The following is a 15,892-nucleotide window of genomic DNA, read 5'->3' as shown; positions in this document are numbered from 1 at the left end:
GTGGGCTCTGCGCGCACCCAGCCGATGGTTCCGGTCTGCGTCTTGCAGCATTGGGGACGTATTTCGTCACACACTGATGCCGGCTCCCGCAACGCCCTATCCTGAACGCACAGTTGTCGTCGCCACAGAAAGGCACATCATGGCTGGAATCCACGCCGACATCACCACGGCTTTCGGAAACACTCCCCTCGTTCGTCTCAACACCGTGACCGAGGGTGTGGGGGCGACGGTGCTCGCCAAACTCGAGTTCTTCAACCCCGGCTCGTCTGTCAAAGACCGCCTGGGAATCGCGCTCGTCAACGCCGCAGAGGCGTCGGGCGAACTGCAGCCGGGCGGAACCATCGTCGAATCGACCTCGGGAAACACCGGCATTGCGCTCGCGCTGGTGGGCGCCGCGCGTGGCTACCACGTCATTCTGACCATGCCGGCTTCAATGTCGAAAGAGCGTCGCGTGCTGCTGAAGGCTTTCGGCGCCGAGCTGGTGCTGACCGACCCGACGAAGGGCATGACGGGAGCCGTGGAAGAGGCCAAGCGCCTCGTCGCCGAGACGCCAGGCGCAATCTGGGCGCGACAGTTCGAGAACGAGGCGAACCCTGCCATTCACCGGGCGACAACAGCGCGCGAGATCTTGCGTGACACCGAGGGCAACATCGACATCTTCGTCGCGGGCATCGGAACGGGCGGAACCATCACAGGCGTGGGTCAGGTGCTGAAGGAGGAGGTTCCGGGGATTCAGATCATCGCTGTCGAGCCGAAGGACAGCCCTATTCTCACCGAGGGACACCCCGGACCGCACAAGATTCAGGGCATCGGGCCGAACTTTGTGCCGGCGATTTTGGATCGCGATGTCATCGACGAGGTCATTGACGTCGAGTTTGATGACTCGCTGCGCGTGGCGCGTGAAGTGGCCGCTCGTGAGGGTCTGCTGGTGGGCATGTCCTCCGGTGCTGCAATCTGGGCAGCGCTTGAGGTGGCTAAGCGCCCGGAGAACGCTGGCAAGACGATCGTCGTTGTGGTTCCTGACACCGGCGAGCGCTACCTGTCGACGGCGCTGTTTGAGGATTTGCGCGAAGATTGACGCATGAGCGCGCTGTCTCGAATTCGCGAAGATCTCGCCGCGGCCAAGCTGCGGGATCCTGCCGCGCGTAGCGGTCTGGAAATTGCAATCCTGTATCCGGGCTTACACGCGATCTGGGCGCACCGGGTGAACCACTGGTTGTGGCAGCGCGAGCTCAGGTTTTTGGCGCGCGCGGGTTCGCAGGTGACGAGATTTCTCACGGGAATTGAGATTCACCCCGGGGCGAGCATTGGCCGACGGTTTTTCATCGATCACGGATCTGGCGTGGTGATCGGTGAGACCGCGGAGGTGGGCGACGACGTCATGCTCTACCACGGGGTCACGCTGGGCGGGCGCACCACGTCTGCCGGCAAGCGCCATCCCACCCTCGGTGATGGGGTGGCTGTGGGCGCAGGCGCGAAGATTCTCGGGCCGATTGTCATCGGCGCCCATAGCGTCGTCGGCGCCAACGCCGTCGTGACCAAGGATGCCCCCGAAGAATCGGTGCTTGTTGGCATTCCGGCCAAGGCCAGGCGACGCCACCCTGGCGAAGACACCAAGGCGCTCATGGCGCCCGAGTACGCGATCTAACGCGCCGCGTGCGTGATCTGGCGGCCGCCGTGCGTGATCGAGACTGCCGCGGCTCGCACCTCCCGTAGGCTCGAATCATGAGTGTGCTTCACGATATTTCGGCACGAGGACTGGCCCGCCAGCTCAACCAGCGCTCCGTCTCGCCGCGAATAGTCACCGAGCACTACCTCGCGCGGATCGCGGCGCACAACGATGCGCTCGGCGCGTTTGTCGAAGTCACCCCCGATGGCGCGATGGAACGCCTCGCCGCCGTACTCCCGGATGCTGTGCGCGGACCGCTGTGGGCGGTTCCGTTTGGCGACAAAGATCTCGCGGCGCGCGCCGGGGTTCCCACGCGCTATGGTTCTGCGGCTTTCCGCTCGTTCGTGCCCGAAGTCTCCGACCCGCTCGTCGCGGCGCTCGATGCCACGGGAGGCATCAGCCTCGGCAAAACCGCCACGCCCGAATTCGGAATGACCGGGTACACCGAATCTGCCGTATCGGCTCCGACCCGCAACCCGTGGGACCTCTCGACCGGAGCCGGTGGTTCCAGCGGCGGCGCGGCCGTTGCCGTCGCCGCGGGGCTATTGCCGTGGGCACCCGGCTCTGACGGAGGCGGTTCGATTCGCATTCCGACGGCGACCGTCGGCATTGTGGGCCTCAAGCCCTCGCGCGGGCGTATGCCGTTTGGTTCCGGCCTCGACTCCCCCGACGGCCTTGCCGTGTCCGGCCCGCTCGCACGCACCGTCGGCGACATTCGGTTTCTCTATGACGTGATGCGTTCGATTGCGCCGCTTCCGTACGCTGTGACGGCTCCCGAGGTTCCGAGGCCCGCGGCGTTGCGGGTTGGCGTTACGACCGTCTCGCCCTGGGACGACGACACCGAAATCGTGCTCGACGATGACGCCGCGGCAGCTGTCGCATGGGCGGCGGAGGTGCTCGCGGCCTCGGCTACGGTGTCGCAGGCAACGTGGGAGCCGGTGGGATACCCCGACCTTTTTCGCACCCTCTGGCGCGCGAGTGCGGCGCGCATTCCGGTGCGCGGCTCGGAGCTGACCCAGGTTGAGCCTATTACCCGATGGCTCATCGAAGAGGGTCGCGCGCTGTCGTCGGAGGCTGTGCTCGGTGCTCTCGCTGCGGCGCGGGTGTTCGAGAAGCAGACGATCAGCGCGTTTCACGCCTACGATGCCGTGTTGACTCCGGTGCTCGCCCAATCGCCGCGCCCGGTCGGTTGGTTTGATGCGCTCGACGCCGAGAAAAACTTCACGCAACAGGTGCAATATGCGCCGTACACCAGCTGGGTCAATGTCGCGGGGCTGCCTGCCATCTCCGTGCCGGTGACGATGTCAGCCACCGGTCAGCCCGTCTCGGTGCAACTGGTTGGCCGCCCCGGCGGCGAAGAAGCACTGTTTGCATTGGCCGAACTACTCGAGCAGGCCCGCGGCCCGCTCCCCCACCCGCCGGTCTGGTACGCGAACTAACACCGGCCTGCGCCCGTGGGCGGGCGACTGCGGGCGCGTGCGGGCGCTTTCCGCGGTTCGTCGGATTGCCGTGCGTCTTGGTTTGCTGTTATGCACGATCCCGACCCTGTTCTGCACGGTCCCGACCCTGTTCTGCACGACCAAATCGCCCGAAACACGACGACACGCCGTGTTTCGCCCCCTTTTCATGGTTCCACTCGTGCATAACACGGGGGGCACTCGTGCATAACACGGGCGGGAACAGCGGAACCACGGCGCTAAGCGCTAGGGAGTTTCGAGTGGGGTGCGGAGGGCGTGCTCGCAGCTGGGGCAATGGCTCACTTCGGCGGGCAACACGAGACCGAATCGAAAACTGATTGGTAGCGGTTTGCCGCAGGCCGGGCACTTCCACAGCCGGGAAACGATGGCGCCAGACCACGCCGGAAACGCCAGCACGATGCCGACCAGCGCGATCATGACGACGACGAGGGAATACCACCGCAGGCCGTAACCAACGATGGAGAGGGCGAGCACGATGAGGCAGACAACGGGAACACGCACTACCGCGCGCGAAACGTCTTCAAACCTCATCGTGCCCGGCTCAATCGTTGTCGCCGATGGCGGCGAGGCGCTCCTCTTCATCGGCTGCGATGCACGAGTCGATGATCGGTTCGATCGCGCCGTCCATCACCTGGTCAAGGTTGTAGGCCTTGTAACCAGTGCGGTGATCGGCGATGCGGTTCTCGGGAAAGTTGTACGTGCGGATGCGCTCCGAACGGTCCATTCCACGAATCTGCGACTTGCGGGCGTCTGACGCGGCGGCCGCGAGTTCTTCCTGCTGGCGTGCAAGCAGGCGGGCGCGCAACACACGCATGCCCGCTTCACGGTTTTGCAGCTGGCTCTTCTCGTTCTGCATCGACACCACGATCCCGGTGGGAACGTGGGTGATTCGAACGGCCGAGTCGGTCGTGTTCACCGACTGACCACCGGGGCCAGACGAACGGTAAACGTCAATCTTCAGGTCGTTCGGGTCGATGTGGATCTCTTCGGGCTCATCAACCTCAGGAAACACCAGAACGCCGGTGGTCGAGGTGTGGATGCGGCCCTGCGACTCCGTTGCCGGCACACGCTGCACGCGGTGCACGCCACCCTCATATTTGAGGTGCGCCCACACGCCCTGCGACGGGTCGGTGGAGCTGCCTTTGATGGCGATCTGCACGTCTTTGTAGCCGCCCAGATCTGACTCGTTGAAGTCAAGCAGTTCCGTCTTCCAGCCCTTGTGGGCGGCGTACTGGGAGTACATGCGCAGCAGGTCAGCGGCAAACAGCGCGCTCTCCGCGCCGCCCTCGCCGGCCTTGATCTCCATGATCACGTCACGAGCATCGTCGGGGTCGCGCGGGATCAGCAGGCGGCGCAGCTTTTCCTGTGCCTGCGCCAAGCCTTCTTCAAGCCCAGGAAGCTCCTCGGCGAACGCGTCGTCTTCCTTCGCGAGCTCACGCGCCGCCTCAAGGTCATCCCCCGCGGCCAGCCACGCACCGTGCGCGTGCACAATCTTGTTCAGCTCGGCATAGCGGCGATTTACGCGCTTTGCCCGCGCCGCATCGGCGTGAACCTCGGGGTCAGACAGTTCCTTCTCGACAAGCTTGTGCTCATCGAGAAGGGCCTGAACAGACTCGAACATTAGCGAATGTTGTTCTCGTGAGCGTGCGATGCGCCGCCAGCGGGAGCCGGCATCGACTTCTGCATCTGCACCAAGAACTCCACGTTCGACTGGGTGTCGCTGAGCTTGCCGAGCACAACCTCGAGTGCCTGCTGCGTGTCAAGACCGGCAAGGGCCCGGCGCAGCTTCCACGTGATCTTGACCTCGTCGGGCGACAGCAGCATCTCTTCGCGACGCGTGGACGATGCGTTGACGTCAACGGCCGGGAAGATGCGCTTGTCAGCAAGCTGACGGCTCAAGCGCAGCTCGCTGTTGCCGGTGCCCTTGAACTCTTCGAAGATGACCTCGTCCATCTTGGAACCAGTCTCAACGAGAGCGGTCGCGAGAATCGTCAGCGAGCCACCGTTTTCGATGTTGCGGGCGGCACCGAAGAAGCGCTTCGGCGGGTACAGCGCCGAAGCGTCGACGCCACCGGAGAGCACGCGGCCCGAGGTCGGCGCTGCCAGGTTGTAGGCACGGCCGAGGCGGGTGATCGAGTCGAGCAGCACGACAACATCGCGCCCCAGCTCAACGAGACGCTTGGCGCGCTCGATCGCGAGCTCTGCGACCGTGGTGTGGTCTTCTGCCGGGCGGTCGAAGGTGGAGGCAATAACCTCACCCTTGACGGTGCGCTGCATGTCGGTGACCTCTTCGGGGCGCTCGTCAACGAGCACGACCATGAGGTGAACCTCGGGGTTGTTCGTTGCGATCGCGTTGGCGATCTGCTGTAGCACGATGGTCTTGCCAGCCTTGGGCGGCGCGACGATCAGGCCACGCTGGCCCTTGCCGATGGGGGCGACGAGGTCGATGATGCGCTGCGTCAGCTTCTCGGCCCCCGTCTCCAGACGCAGGCGCTCCTGCGGGTACAGCGGGGTCAGCTTGCCGAACTCAACACGGTTGGCGGCGTCTTCCACCGACAGGCCGTTGATCGAGTCGACCTTGACCAGCGCGTTGTACTTCTGACGGCCAGACTGCTCACCCTCGCGCGGCTGCTTGATCGCACCGACGATGGCGTCACCCTTGCGCAGGTTGTACTTCTTCACCTGGCCGAGCGAGACATACACGTCGCTCGTGCCCGGCAGGTAACCCGACGTCCGCACGAAGGCGTAGTTGTCGAGCACATCAAGCACACCAGCGATCGGAATCAGTACGTCGTCTTCGCCGATCTCCGGCTCAAACTCGTCGTTCTGCGTGTTCGTGCGGCGCTTGTTGCGCTGACGGTTGCGGCTGGAGCCGCCCTCGTCGTCTTGGTTGTTGTTGTTCGAGCCAGCGTTGTTGTTGGAACCAGCGTTGTTGTTCGAACCAGCGTTGTTGTTGCCGTTGTTCTGGCCACCGTTGTTGTTGGTTCCGGAACCATTGCTGCCGCCGTCGCGCTCGTTGCGGTTGCGATTGCGGTTGCGGTTGCGGCTCCGGCTGCGTCCGCCTTCGGACTCGCCCTCGGCGTTCGCCTGCTCGCCGTCGGTAGCGCCAGACTCGTTCGGCGCCTCGGCGGGAGCCTCGGCCGGAGCCTCTGACTTCTCGGCCGCCTTCGGCGCGTCAGCTGCGGTGTCGGCAGCATCAGCGGCGACGGGCTTCTTGCGCGAGCGGGCCGGCTTCTTGGCGGGCACCGAATCGGCAGCGGCCGAATCAGCAGCGCCAGAACCGGAACCATCTGCTGCGGGTGCAGCATCGCTTGCGTCTGCGGCACCGTCGGCCGCGACGCGCTTGGTGGTCTTCTTCGCCGGCGCGGCCTCGCCCGCAGCGTCAGCACCCTCGGCGGGAGCGTCGGCATCCGCGGCAGCCTTGGCCGGGGTCTTGCGAACCGGGCGCTTGCGCGGTGCCTTGGCGGGCGCCTCGGCATCACCGGCGGGTGCATCCGCAGACGCGGCCGGTGCGGTCGCAGCGACCTCAGCCGACGTTGCCTCAGCGGCGGCGTCGGCGGTCTTTACCGTCGCGGTCGTTGCACGTCGTGGTGCACGCTTGCGAACGGGCGCAGCTTCTGCCGCTTCCTGCTGAACCGCAGGTGTGGTTTCGATCTCGGAGTTTGACTCCACGAGTTCTCCTCTAATTGGGATTAGCTTTCATCTGCCTACAGCCTTCTCGACACACGACGAAGTCTGGTGTTCCAGGGGTAGTGCAGAGGTTCGCAGATTGCGATGGGGGTCAGATCACGCAGTGAGCGCGGAATCCCCCGTTACGTCCCTCACTGTACCACCTTTAAAATCGACTGCGAGCAACAACGGCTCCCAGCGCGCGCCAGAAACGCGATTCGCGATTTCCGCCGCTGCCTGACGTTTACCTGGGCCGTCTGCCAGCACCAGCACCGAGGGCCCCGCGCCCGAGACCACGGCTGCGTACCCTTCGGCACGCAGCGCCTGCACCAGCGCGATGGTTGGCAGCATGGCCTGCGCACGATAGTCCTGGTGCAGTTTGTCTTCGGTTGCGGCGAGCAACAGCTCGGGCGATTGCGTGAGCGCCGCGATCAGCAGGGCGGAGCGCGAAACATTGAAGATGGCGTCTTCGCGCGGAACCGAGTCGGGCTGCAGGCTGCGCGCCAGCTTTGTCGACATGGTGTAGTCCGGCACGAATACGAGAGGCGAGACGCCGCGGTGCACGAGCAGCTTCTTATGTGCCGGGCCGTCGTGGGTTGTCCACGCGATCGTGAGCCCGCCGAAGAGGGCTGGAGCGACGTTGTCTGGGTGCCCCTCCATCTCGGTGGCGATGCGCAACAGGTCATCGTCGCTGAAGGCCACATCGCCCTCAAGCAGCCCCTTGGCCGCGAGAATTCCGGCGACGACCGCGGCACCAGACGAGCCCATGCCGCGCCCGTGCTGAATCACATTGTGTGCGGTGAGCTTGAGCCCCGGCACCGGGCGACCCACCGACTCATACGTGTAGGCGATGGCGCGCACCACGAGGTGTGTGGCATCGCGCGGCACCTCATCGGCCCCGGCGCCGGTGACGTTGATCTCCAGCACACCGGCAGGCGCTTCTTCGACGGTCAGTTCGTCGTAAACACTCAGCGCAAGGCCCAACGTGTCAAAGCCCGGACCGAGGTTTGCGCTGGTCGCCGGCACGCGAACGGCAACGGTACGCCCCAGCATGTCAGTCTCCTTCAACGCGCAGCACGGAGACAACGCGGCGAACGACGGCGCTGGCCGCGAGGCTCTGCACCGTATCGCTCAAGTCTGCTTCGCGGGCGGTGTGCGTTCCGATCACCAGGCGCGCGGTTCCATCTCCTGGTTCCACCGTCTGCTCAACCGTGGCGACCGAGACGCCGCCGTCGCTGAGAATTCCGGCGATGGTTGCGAGCACGCCCGCCTCATCGGTGACTTCGAGGGTGATTTGGTAGCGCGTGGTGACGTGGCCAATCGGAACAATGGGAAGGTTCGCGCGGGTGGACTCCCCCACTCCGACGCCGCCGGCAACGTGGCGTCGCGCCGCCGAGACGACATCGCCGAGCACGGCGGACGCGGTCTGCACGCCACCGGCACCGGCGCCGTAGAACATCAGCGGACCAGCAGCTTCTGCCTCAACAAAGACGGCGTTGTTGGCGCCGTGCACGCTGGCGAGCGGGTGTGAACGGTGAATGAGTGCGGGGTAAACACGCACCGAGATCGACTCGCCCTCGCCGTCGTTTGCGGTCAAGCGCTCGCACACGGCCAGCAGTTTGATGACCATATCGGCCTTGCGTGCCGACTCGATCATCGCCGCGTCGATGGAGGTGATGCCCTCGCGATAGACGGCATCGAGCGGAACCGTGGTGTGAAACGCGAGGCTCGCGAGAATTGCGGCCTTCTGCGCCGCGTCATAGGCCTCGATATCGGCGGTCGGGTCGGCCTCGGCATACCCGAGATCCTGAGCCTGCTTGAGCACGTCACCGAAGTCTGCACCCTCGGTGTCCATCCGATCCAGGATGTAATTCGTGGTTCCGTTGACGATACCCATGATGCGGTTCACGCGGTCGCCGGCGAGAGAATCGCGCAGCGGGCGAATGATGGGAATGGCGCCAGCGGCTGCGGCCTCGTAGTAAACCGACGCGCCCACCTGATCGGCGGCGTCAAAAATTTCCGAGCCGTGGGTGGCGAGCAGCGCCTTGTTGGCGGTCACGATGTCGGCACCGGAGTTGATGGCCTGCAGAATGTAGCCGCGGGCAGGTTCGATGCCGCCCATGAGTTCGATCACGATGTCGGCGCCAAGCAGCAGCGACTCGGCGTCGGTGGTGAAAAGCTCGTCTGGCAACTCAACATCGCGCGCAGCTGACGTATCGCGCACCGCGATGCCAACCAGTTCGAGGTCGGCTCCGGCGCGGTCAGCAAGCTCAGCGCGGTGCTTGAGCAGGAGTCCGGCGACCTGTGACCCCACCGCTCCAGCTCCGAGCAGGGCAACACGCAATCGTCGGTAGTCGATCATGCTTCTCCTTTATCTGCGCCGGCGTCGCGCGCCAGCAGATCATCAATCGTCTCGCCGCGCACCAGCACGCGTGATTCGCCATCGCGCACGGCGATCACCGGCGGACGGGGCACGTGGTTGTAATTGCTTGCCAGCGAAGCGCAATACGCACCGGTTGCCGGTACCGCCAAGATGTCACCGCGGGTGGTGTCGCTCGGCAGGTATTCGTGGTCAACCACAATGTCGCCAGACTCGCAGTGCATGCCGACGACGCGAGACAGCTGGGGGGTGGAACCAGAGGTGCGGTTGGCGAGGCGGGCCGAGTATTGCGCGCCGTAGAGGGCGGTACGAGCGTTGTCGCTCATGCCGCCGTCGACGCTCACGTAACGGCGGGTGCGCTCGCCCTCGGTAGTTTCTACCGTCACTTCTTTGGTGGTTCCGACTCGATAGAGGGTCACGCCCGCCGTGCCCACAATGCTGCGCCCCGGCTCGAAGGAGAGGTGCGGAATGGCGATATCGCGCAGTGCACACTCTTCGGCGACGGCGTCGACGATATCGCGCGCTAGGTCATCGATCGGTGCCGGGTCATCGACCGCGGTGTAGGCGATGCCGAAGCCGCCGCCGAGGTTCAGTTGCGGCACGTCACCTTCAGCAAGAAGCGCGGCATGAACGGCTACGACGCGTCGCGCCGACTCGCGAAAGCCGCTCGCGCCGAAGATCTGCGAGCCGATGTGGCAGTGCAGGCCGCGGAATTCGAGCGCGTTGTGCGCGCGAATCGCGGCGACGGCGGCCGGTGCGTCTTGTAGCGTGATGCCAAACTTTTGGTCTTCGTGCGCGGTGGCGAGAAAGTCGTGCGTTTCGGCGTGCACGCCGCTGTTGACACGCAGCAGCACGCGCTGCGTGGTTCCGGCTTCTGTCGCCGCACGCGCTACGCGGTCAATCTCTTCGACCGAGTCGAGGATGATGGTTCCGATGCCGATGGAAACCGCACGGGCGATTTCGGCATCCGACTTATTGTTCCCGTGAAAACCGAGGCGCGACGGGTCAACGTCTGCCGCGAGCGCGACGGCGAGTTCACCACCGGAGCACACGTCAACGTTGAGACCGGCTTCGATCATCCAGCGGGCGACATGCGTGGAGAGAAAAGCCTTCCCCGCGTAGTAGACGGTCACCTCGGCGCCGTGATTGGCCGCGGCGGTCTGGAACGCGGCGAGCGTCTGCGCTGCCCGGTCGCGAACTTCTTGCTCATCAAGCACCAGCACCGGGGTTCCGTACTGCGCGGCGAGCGCGGTCGCGGTGGCGCCGCCGATGGTGATTTCACCCGAACTGTCGCGGGTGGTTCGCCGCGGCCACACCTGCGTTGCCAACGCGTTGACGTCGGCGGGCACGGCCAACCAGTCGGGGGCGAATGTCGCGGGCGATGCGGATGACACGGGCTACCAATCGTGGGGCGGGTGGCGGCGCGGAGTTCTCTCGCGCAGGTGTTGCAAGTCTAGGACAGTTGGCCGGGCGGCTTGAATTGCGTGACGCGGGCTGACATCGGGGCGTGAGTGGGCTGACACGGCTGTGCGGGCGGTTCGGCGGTGCGGGCGGAGACAGCGAAGGGCCAGACGTGTGGTCTGACCCTTCGCTCGTTGCTATGTGTGGCGACGTTACATGCGCTCGGGTGCGGTGACGCCGAGGAGCGTGAGTCCGTTGCGAAGCACCTGACCCGCGGCGTCGTTGAGCCATAGGCGGGTGTGGTGCACGGGCTCGATGGGGTCATCGCCCTGCGGGGTGACGCGGCAGTTGTCGTACCAGCGGTGGTAGAGCCCGGCGACCTCTTCGAGGTAGCGGGCAACGCGGTGCGGCTCGCGCGATTCGGCGGCGTACGACACCACGCGCGGGAACTCCTGGAGCGCGCCCAGCAACGCCGCTTCGGTTTCGTGCGTCAGCGTCTCGGGCGCAAACACCGATCGGTCAACGCCCGAGTCTTTGGCGTTACGCGCAACGTTGTGGGTGCGGGCGTGCGCGTACTGCACGTAGAACACCGGGTTGTCGTTGGTGCGCTTTTGCAGTTGGTCAAGGTCGATGTCGAGGTTGGAGTCGGTGCTGGAGCGAACCAACGCGTACCGCGCGGCGTCAACGCCAACGATGTCGACAAGGTCTTCGAGCGTGACGACGGTTCCGGCGCGCTTAGACATGCGAACGGCCTCGCCGCCGCGCACCAGGTTGACCATCTGGCCGATGAGAATCTGGTGGTTAACGTAGGGCTCGTCGCCGAACGCCGCGGTCATCGCCATGAGGCGCTGCACGTAGCCGTGGTGGTCGGCGCCCAGCATGATGATGCAACGGTTAAAGCCACGCTCACGCTTGTTGAGGTAGTAGGCCAGGTCACCGGAGATGTACGCCGGGTTGCCGTCGCTCTTGATGACGACGCGGTCTTTGTCGTCGCCGAAATCGGTGGAGCGCAGCCACAGCGCACCGTCTTTTTCGAACATGTGGCCGGCGTCTTGCAGACGCTGGATGGCGCGCTCAACCGCACCGGTCTCGTGCAGCTCGTTCTCGTGAAAATAGACGTCAAAGTCGACGCCGAACTCGTGCAGCGACTTCTTGATGTCGCCAAACATCAGCTCAACGCCCTCACGACGGAAGGCCTCTTGCAGCTCTTCCGGGTCAAGCTCAGATAGATCGCCGACGTAGTTCGCAACCACGCGATCCTTGATGTCAGAGATGTAGTCTCCGCCGTAGCCGTCTTCCGGCGTCGGCTCACCCAGGTAGCTCGCCACCAGCGAACGGGCAAACCGGTCGATCTGCGCGCCGTGGTCGTTGAAGTAGTACTCGCGCGTCACCTGAGCGCCGCTTGCCTGCAGAAGTCGGGCCAGCGAGTCACCGACGGCAGCCCACCGGGTGCCGCCGAGGTGGATCGGGCCGGTCGGGTTGGCCGACACAAACTCAAGGTTGATGACCTCACCAACGCGGCTGTCGTTGGTTCCGAATGCCGATCCCTCGGTCACGATGGTGTGGGCAAGCTGTCCGGCGGCGGCGGCATCGAGGCGCAGGTTGATGAAGCCGGGGCCAGCAACGTCAACCGACGCGATGCCGTCAAGCTTCTCGGCCTCCAGAGCGATGCCCTGGGCAAGTTCGCGCGGGTTCATGCCGACGCGCTTGGCGAGTTTCATCGCGATATTGGTCGACCAGTCGCCGTGATCGCGGTTCTTCGGACGCTCCAAAATAATGTCGTCCGGGGTGAGAAGCAGGTCTTCACCGCCGGGTCGCTGGCGCACGATCGGTACGACGACGGCGAGAAGGGCGGTAGAAAGATCTGCAGGGCTCATAGTCTTTCTATTCTAAGCCGTCGTCGCCTTTGGCCGGAGCCGCTGGCGACGCTGCGAGAGTCGCGAGCCGGCTCAGGTGATGCGCACGAGCTGCGTGCGGTCAACGACGAGGGGCGACGGGTCAATGCGCGTCTCACCCTCCTGCACCCACGCGTCGATCTGCAGGCGCTTGAGGCGGGCGGAACCACCGTGAAAGGTGAGAAAGGCGCAGTCGGCCGCGTCTCGGCCCGAGGCGATGCGCACCAGGTACGAGGGGTCAGTGAGCCCCGTGGTGTCAACAACATGCCAGGCGCCGTCAACGAACGCTTCTGTGACGGCGTGAAAGTCCATCGGAACCAGGCCCGGGGCGTAGCAGGCAACATAGCGGGCCGGCACATCCATCGCGCGCAGCATCGCGATGGTCAGGTGCGAGAAGTCGCGACACACGCCGCGCTGCGTGGCCAGAGTGGTGACCGCCGAGTCGGTCGGTGTGGTGTCGGCGGGCGAGTACGTGAGCGTCGTGTTGACGAACTCGGCGACAGCGTTGAGAAGAGCGGAACCATGCAGGCCGGTGAAGAGGGCGCGAGCCTGACGAAACAGGATGTCTGACTCCGCGTAGCGGCTCGGGCGCTGGTATTGCATGAGCCCGGCCTCGGTGATGTGCTCTTGCGTTGCGGGGCGTTCGATGCTCGCCTGGTACTCGATTTCAAGCAGGCCAGCGTCGGGTGTGACGCGGTGCAGGCGGCTGCCGTCGAGGTTGATGATTTCGCGCGCGGAGACCGCTTCGCCCGCCATCGTGAAGGTGAGCGTCTCCGCGGTGATCTGATGCGATGGGTGCGCCGCAATCGAGAAAATCAGGTCGACCGCCGGGCCGACCTCCTGCACCATCGAGCACCGTACCAAGCGAGTCACCGCACGATCCTTTCACACTCTCACGTGGTTCCGGTGCACGCCCGTTGGTGGTCCGGCGGCTCGACCCGGTGCTACTGGTCGAGCGCGCGCGTTTCTGGCGAGAAGTAGTCGACGTAGATCTGAAAAGTGTCGTTGTGTTCGTCTTCGCCGTACACCTCGATGGCAATGCCGGTGGCGTCGGGAGATGTGTCTGATCCGCGGTAATAAACCAGTGCGCCGTAGAAGCCGTCATCTGGGGGCAGGTCGGGGTTGAAGGTGGCCACCGTTTCGATGTAGCCGTCGGCGATGAGGTCGGAACCAAGGTCGTTGATGGAGGCGGAGGACACGTTCTCGACGAAAGTGGTGAGCATGGTTTCGGTGGCACCGAGCGACATCAGCCACACCTCAGCGCACTGCGGATACAGTGCGTTTTCATCCATCTCATCGGCCGGGAATCCATCAACCCACACCCAGTCCACGCCGTATTCGTGGCCGCACGGCTCGAACGACCCCCACCCGGCGGGGGCACCCGATGCGTCGGCTGTTGGAGTCGGCGATGATGCGGCGGTTGGCGCCGCGGTGTGCGGCGTCGGGGTTGATCCGCCGCCGGAGGATTCGTCGGGGATCTGCAGCGCAACGCAACCGGTAAGCATCGCAGCGCTCACCGTGATGGTAATGAGTGAGGCGATCCGTCTGTGTCCCGTCGTCATGACCTGAAAATAGCGTCATCGAGCCGCCGAATCTAGCCCGGACTCATCACGATGCGGTTGCGACGACCGCGAGCGACAGCCCTGAGGCCACGAGCATCACGACGGTAGCGATGCCGGTCAATACAATGCGGGTAGGCAATGCGCGTAGCACCGCGGCGATGCCGTAGAGAAAGAGGCAAATGGCGAGCATCACCGTCGCGAGCGTGAGCTGGTCACCCCAGTCGTTGTATTCGGCGGCTTCTGCGGCCGCGGCTTCGGCCTGCGCCTTCTTCTCGGTGTACGGCGTGTAGAGCGCGGCGAGGTAGTCGGGGCTGGTTTGCGGGTGCGTGTAGGTGCCGGGCGATGCTGAGTTCTGTTCATCCGACCAAATGATCGCCGCGGCGAACGCCTCGGTCGCGGACTGATACATCAGCAGATCGAGCGTGGCACTCGCGATCACCGATGTGTCGTAATCGCCGTAATCCATCTGCACCGAGAGCTCGGCGATGCGGTTCAGCAGCGACGCATCGGTAATAAGTTGCGCGTTCGCCTCAAGGTAGAGCGATTCCGCCTCTGCCGCCAAGACACCAGCGCGGGTGTTCGCTTCGGCCATCTCACCGTCGTACAGCGAGGCTTGGAACGATGCCCACGCGGTCACGATCGAGGCAAGACCCAACAGTACGGTCAGCAGAACGGTGAAGTTTTTCTCAAACCGGGATCGCTTTTTCTTGGGTGGCCGCGATGAATCGAACGGGTAATGCGGTTGGTGACCGGTGGGCTGGGGCTGGTGCGCGGTGGGCTGGGGTTGCCCGGGATGCTGAGGAACCTGTTGCGCGGTGAACGCGGGCATGGCGCGCTGCGCGGGGCCCGCGTTTTCGGGTCTCTGCGGCTGGGGTGGGTACGGCGGCTGGGTCATCGTTGAGCCCCTCCATCAGCACCTCCCGCTGAGGTGCGCTGAGCAATATTGTCAACCCAATCTGCGCGACGCGGTAGGCGCAGTGTTGCTCCCTCCCCCGCCGCCGAACCGCGTGCCGTTCTGCCTACGATGGGATGGTTCCGTAACCCTGGGAGGCCACGTGAAATCACCGAGCGATGTTGTTGCAGCGTGGGAGCGAGCCTGGAACGCCGGAGATGCCGACGCGTTGGCCGCGCTGTTCGCCGACGACGCCGAATTCGTGAACGTCGTTGGGCTGTGGTGGCATGACAGAGCGAGCATTCGCGAGGCGCAACCGGAATTCGTGTGATGTGCCCCTGACAGGAGTCGAACCTGCGACCTACGGTACCGGAAACCGGCGCTCTATCCACTGAGCTACAGAGGCGTACCGGTCGAGACTATCACCCGCGAGCGCTCCGACCACGCCAGGGCACCTGCCCCACGAACCTCGGGCGTGTCTACGCAACCGCAGGCTCCACTTCACGCGCGCTCCTGGTTCCGATGCTCCGTCAAGGTCGGATTCAGGCGTTGCACGAGCGAACCGTGTGACCAAATGTCGGAGTCGTTGGCCCGACATGCCGCCCAACCGGCCACGGTGGCGTGTGTTTCGTCACCGGCTCCGACATTTGGCAACTCGAGGGCACCGGAACCAAGACGCAACCGCAGGCTCCGCGTCATGCGCGCTCCTGGTTCCAATGCCGCCTCGAGCCGCTCCCCTGGTTCCGGCGCCCCTCCAATGTCAGATACAGGCGTTGCACACGCGAACCGCGTGACCAAATGTCGGAGTCGCTGGCCCGACACGCCGCCCAACCGGCCCCGGTGGCGTGTGTTTCGGCACCGGCTCCGACATTTGGCAACTGGAGGGCACCGGAACCAAGACGCAGTCGACGCAAGGGCACCGGAACCACGCAGCGCAGGCGCGAAG

Annotated in this window: 15 protein-coding genes and 1 tRNA gene; 4 read left to right on the top strand and 12 right to left on the bottom strand. The window is 64.8% G+C overall.

Translation table 11 applies throughout. The features are described 5' to 3' along the window. Positions 1 to 139: 139 nt before the first annotated feature. The 3 genes from cysK to FVP60_RS07760 all read left to right on the top strand — a co-directional run bounded on the left by cysK (position 140) and on the right by FVP60_RS07760 (position 3,108). The gene (gene cysK / locus FVP60_RS07770) at positions 140 to 1,078 is read left to right on the top strand and encodes a cysteine synthase A (protein WP_147825706.1); all 939 of its coding nucleotides are present in this window, start codon (positions 140 to 142) and stop codon (positions 1,076 to 1,078) included. Positions 1,079 to 1,081: 3 nt separating this feature from the next. Continuing rightward, positions 1,082 to 1,648 (top strand): serine O-acetyltransferase EpsC, encoded by a 567-nt coding sequence (gene epsC / locus FVP60_RS07765; RefSeq protein ID WP_147825705.1) that lies wholly within the window; start codon positions 1,082 to 1,084, stop codon positions 1,646 to 1,648. Positions 1,649 to 1,725: 77 nt separating this feature from the next. After that, a complete protein-coding gene (locus FVP60_RS07760) occupies positions 1,726 to 3,108 on the top strand; it encodes an amidase (RefSeq protein ID WP_147825704.1) in 1,383 nt (460 codons plus the stop codon). A gap of 264 nt (positions 3,109 to 3,372) precedes the next feature. Here the strand turns inward: FVP60_RS07760 and FVP60_RS07755 are convergent, their stop codons facing one another. The 10 genes from FVP60_RS07755 to FVP60_RS07710 form a co-directional block, all read right to left on the bottom strand. Beyond that, the gene (locus tag FVP60_RS07755; protein ID WP_147825703.1) at positions 3,373 to 3,678 is read right to left on the bottom strand and encodes a hypothetical protein; all 306 of its coding nucleotides are present in this window, start codon (positions 3,676 to 3,678) and stop codon (positions 3,373 to 3,375) included. 10 nt (positions 3,679 to 3,688) lie between these two features. Beyond that, positions 3,689 to 4,768 carry a peptide chain release factor 1 gene (gene prfA / locus FVP60_RS07750; RefSeq protein WP_147825702.1) on the bottom strand — a complete coding sequence of 360 codons (1,080 nt, stop codon included), beginning with the start codon at positions 4,766 to 4,768 and terminating at the stop codon, positions 3,689 to 3,691. Then, entirely contained in the window at positions 4,768 to 6,819 is a 2,052-nt protein-coding gene (gene rho / locus FVP60_RS07745; protein WP_246132522.1) for a transcription termination factor Rho, read from the bottom strand. Before rho ends, prfA begins: the two co-directional genes overlap by 1 nt. A gap of 114 nt (positions 6,820 to 6,933) precedes the next feature. Further along, entirely contained in the window at positions 6,934 to 7,869 is a 936-nt protein-coding gene (gene thrB / locus FVP60_RS07740) for a homoserine kinase (RefSeq protein ID WP_147825701.1), read from the bottom strand. A gap of 1 nt (position 7,870) precedes the next feature. Further along, on the bottom strand, positions 7,871 to 9,178 hold the full coding sequence (locus tag FVP60_RS07735) for a homoserine dehydrogenase (RefSeq protein ID WP_147825700.1): 1,308 nt from the start codon (positions 9,176 to 9,178) through the stop codon (positions 7,871 to 7,873). Further along, the gene (gene lysA, locus FVP60_RS07730; RefSeq protein WP_147825699.1) at positions 9,175 to 10,590 is read right to left on the bottom strand and encodes a diaminopimelate decarboxylase; all 1,416 of its coding nucleotides are present in this window, start codon (positions 10,588 to 10,590) and stop codon (positions 9,175 to 9,177) included. The genes FVP60_RS07735 and lysA overlap by 4 nt, the downstream gene beginning before the upstream one ends. 219 nt (positions 10,591 to 10,809) lie before the next feature. Then, positions 10,810 to 12,474 carry an arginine--tRNA ligase gene (argS, locus tag FVP60_RS07725; protein WP_147825698.1) on the bottom strand — a complete coding sequence of 555 codons (1,665 nt, stop codon included), beginning with the start codon at positions 12,472 to 12,474 and terminating at the stop codon, positions 10,810 to 10,812. A gap of 72 nt (positions 12,475 to 12,546) precedes the next feature. Beyond that, positions 12,547 to 13,365 (bottom strand): transglutaminase-like domain-containing protein, encoded by an 819-nt coding sequence (locus FVP60_RS07720; RefSeq protein ID WP_147825697.1) that lies wholly within the window; start codon positions 13,363 to 13,365, stop codon positions 12,547 to 12,549. A gap of 71 nt (positions 13,366 to 13,436) precedes the next feature. Beyond that, positions 13,437 to 14,054, bottom strand: a complete 618-nt coding sequence (locus tag FVP60_RS07715) for a hypothetical protein (protein ID WP_147825696.1) — start codon at positions 14,052 to 14,054, stop codon at positions 13,437 to 13,439. Positions 14,055 to 14,100: 46 nt separating this feature from the next. After that, on the bottom strand, positions 14,101 to 14,949 hold the full coding sequence (locus FVP60_RS07710) for a hypothetical protein (RefSeq protein WP_187240629.1): 849 nt from the start codon (positions 14,947 to 14,949) through the stop codon (positions 14,101 to 14,103). 160 nt (positions 14,950 to 15,109) lie between these two features. Here FVP60_RS07710 and FVP60_RS13220 point away from each other — a divergent pair, with 160 nt between their 5' ends. Further along, the gene (locus tag FVP60_RS13220) at positions 15,110 to 15,277 is read left to right on the top strand and encodes an SgcJ/EcaC family oxidoreductase (RefSeq protein WP_246132521.1); all 168 of its coding nucleotides are present in this window, start codon (positions 15,110 to 15,112) and stop codon (positions 15,275 to 15,277) included. 2 nt (positions 15,278 to 15,279) lie between these two features. Here the strand turns inward: FVP60_RS13220 and FVP60_RS07700 are convergent. Together FVP60_RS07700 and FVP60_RS07695 are read right to left on the bottom strand one after the other, a co-directional pair. Next, positions 15,280 to 15,352, bottom strand: a tRNA-Arg gene (locus FVP60_RS07700). 95 nt (positions 15,353 to 15,447) lie between these two features. After that, on the bottom strand, positions 15,448 to 15,645 hold the full coding sequence (locus FVP60_RS07695) for a hypothetical protein (RefSeq protein ID WP_147825694.1): 198 nt from the start codon (positions 15,643 to 15,645) through the stop codon (positions 15,448 to 15,450). Positions 15,646 to 15,892: the final 247 nt, after the last annotated feature.

The sequence above is a fragment of the Microbacterium mitrae genome (assembly GCF_008017445.1).
GTDB classification, from domain to species: domain Bacteria; phylum Actinomycetota; class Actinomycetes; order Actinomycetales; family Microbacteriaceae; genus Microbacterium; species Microbacterium mitrae.
Note: the sequence above shows the minus strand (reverse complement) of the source record. Positions and strands in the feature narration are given on the sequence as shown.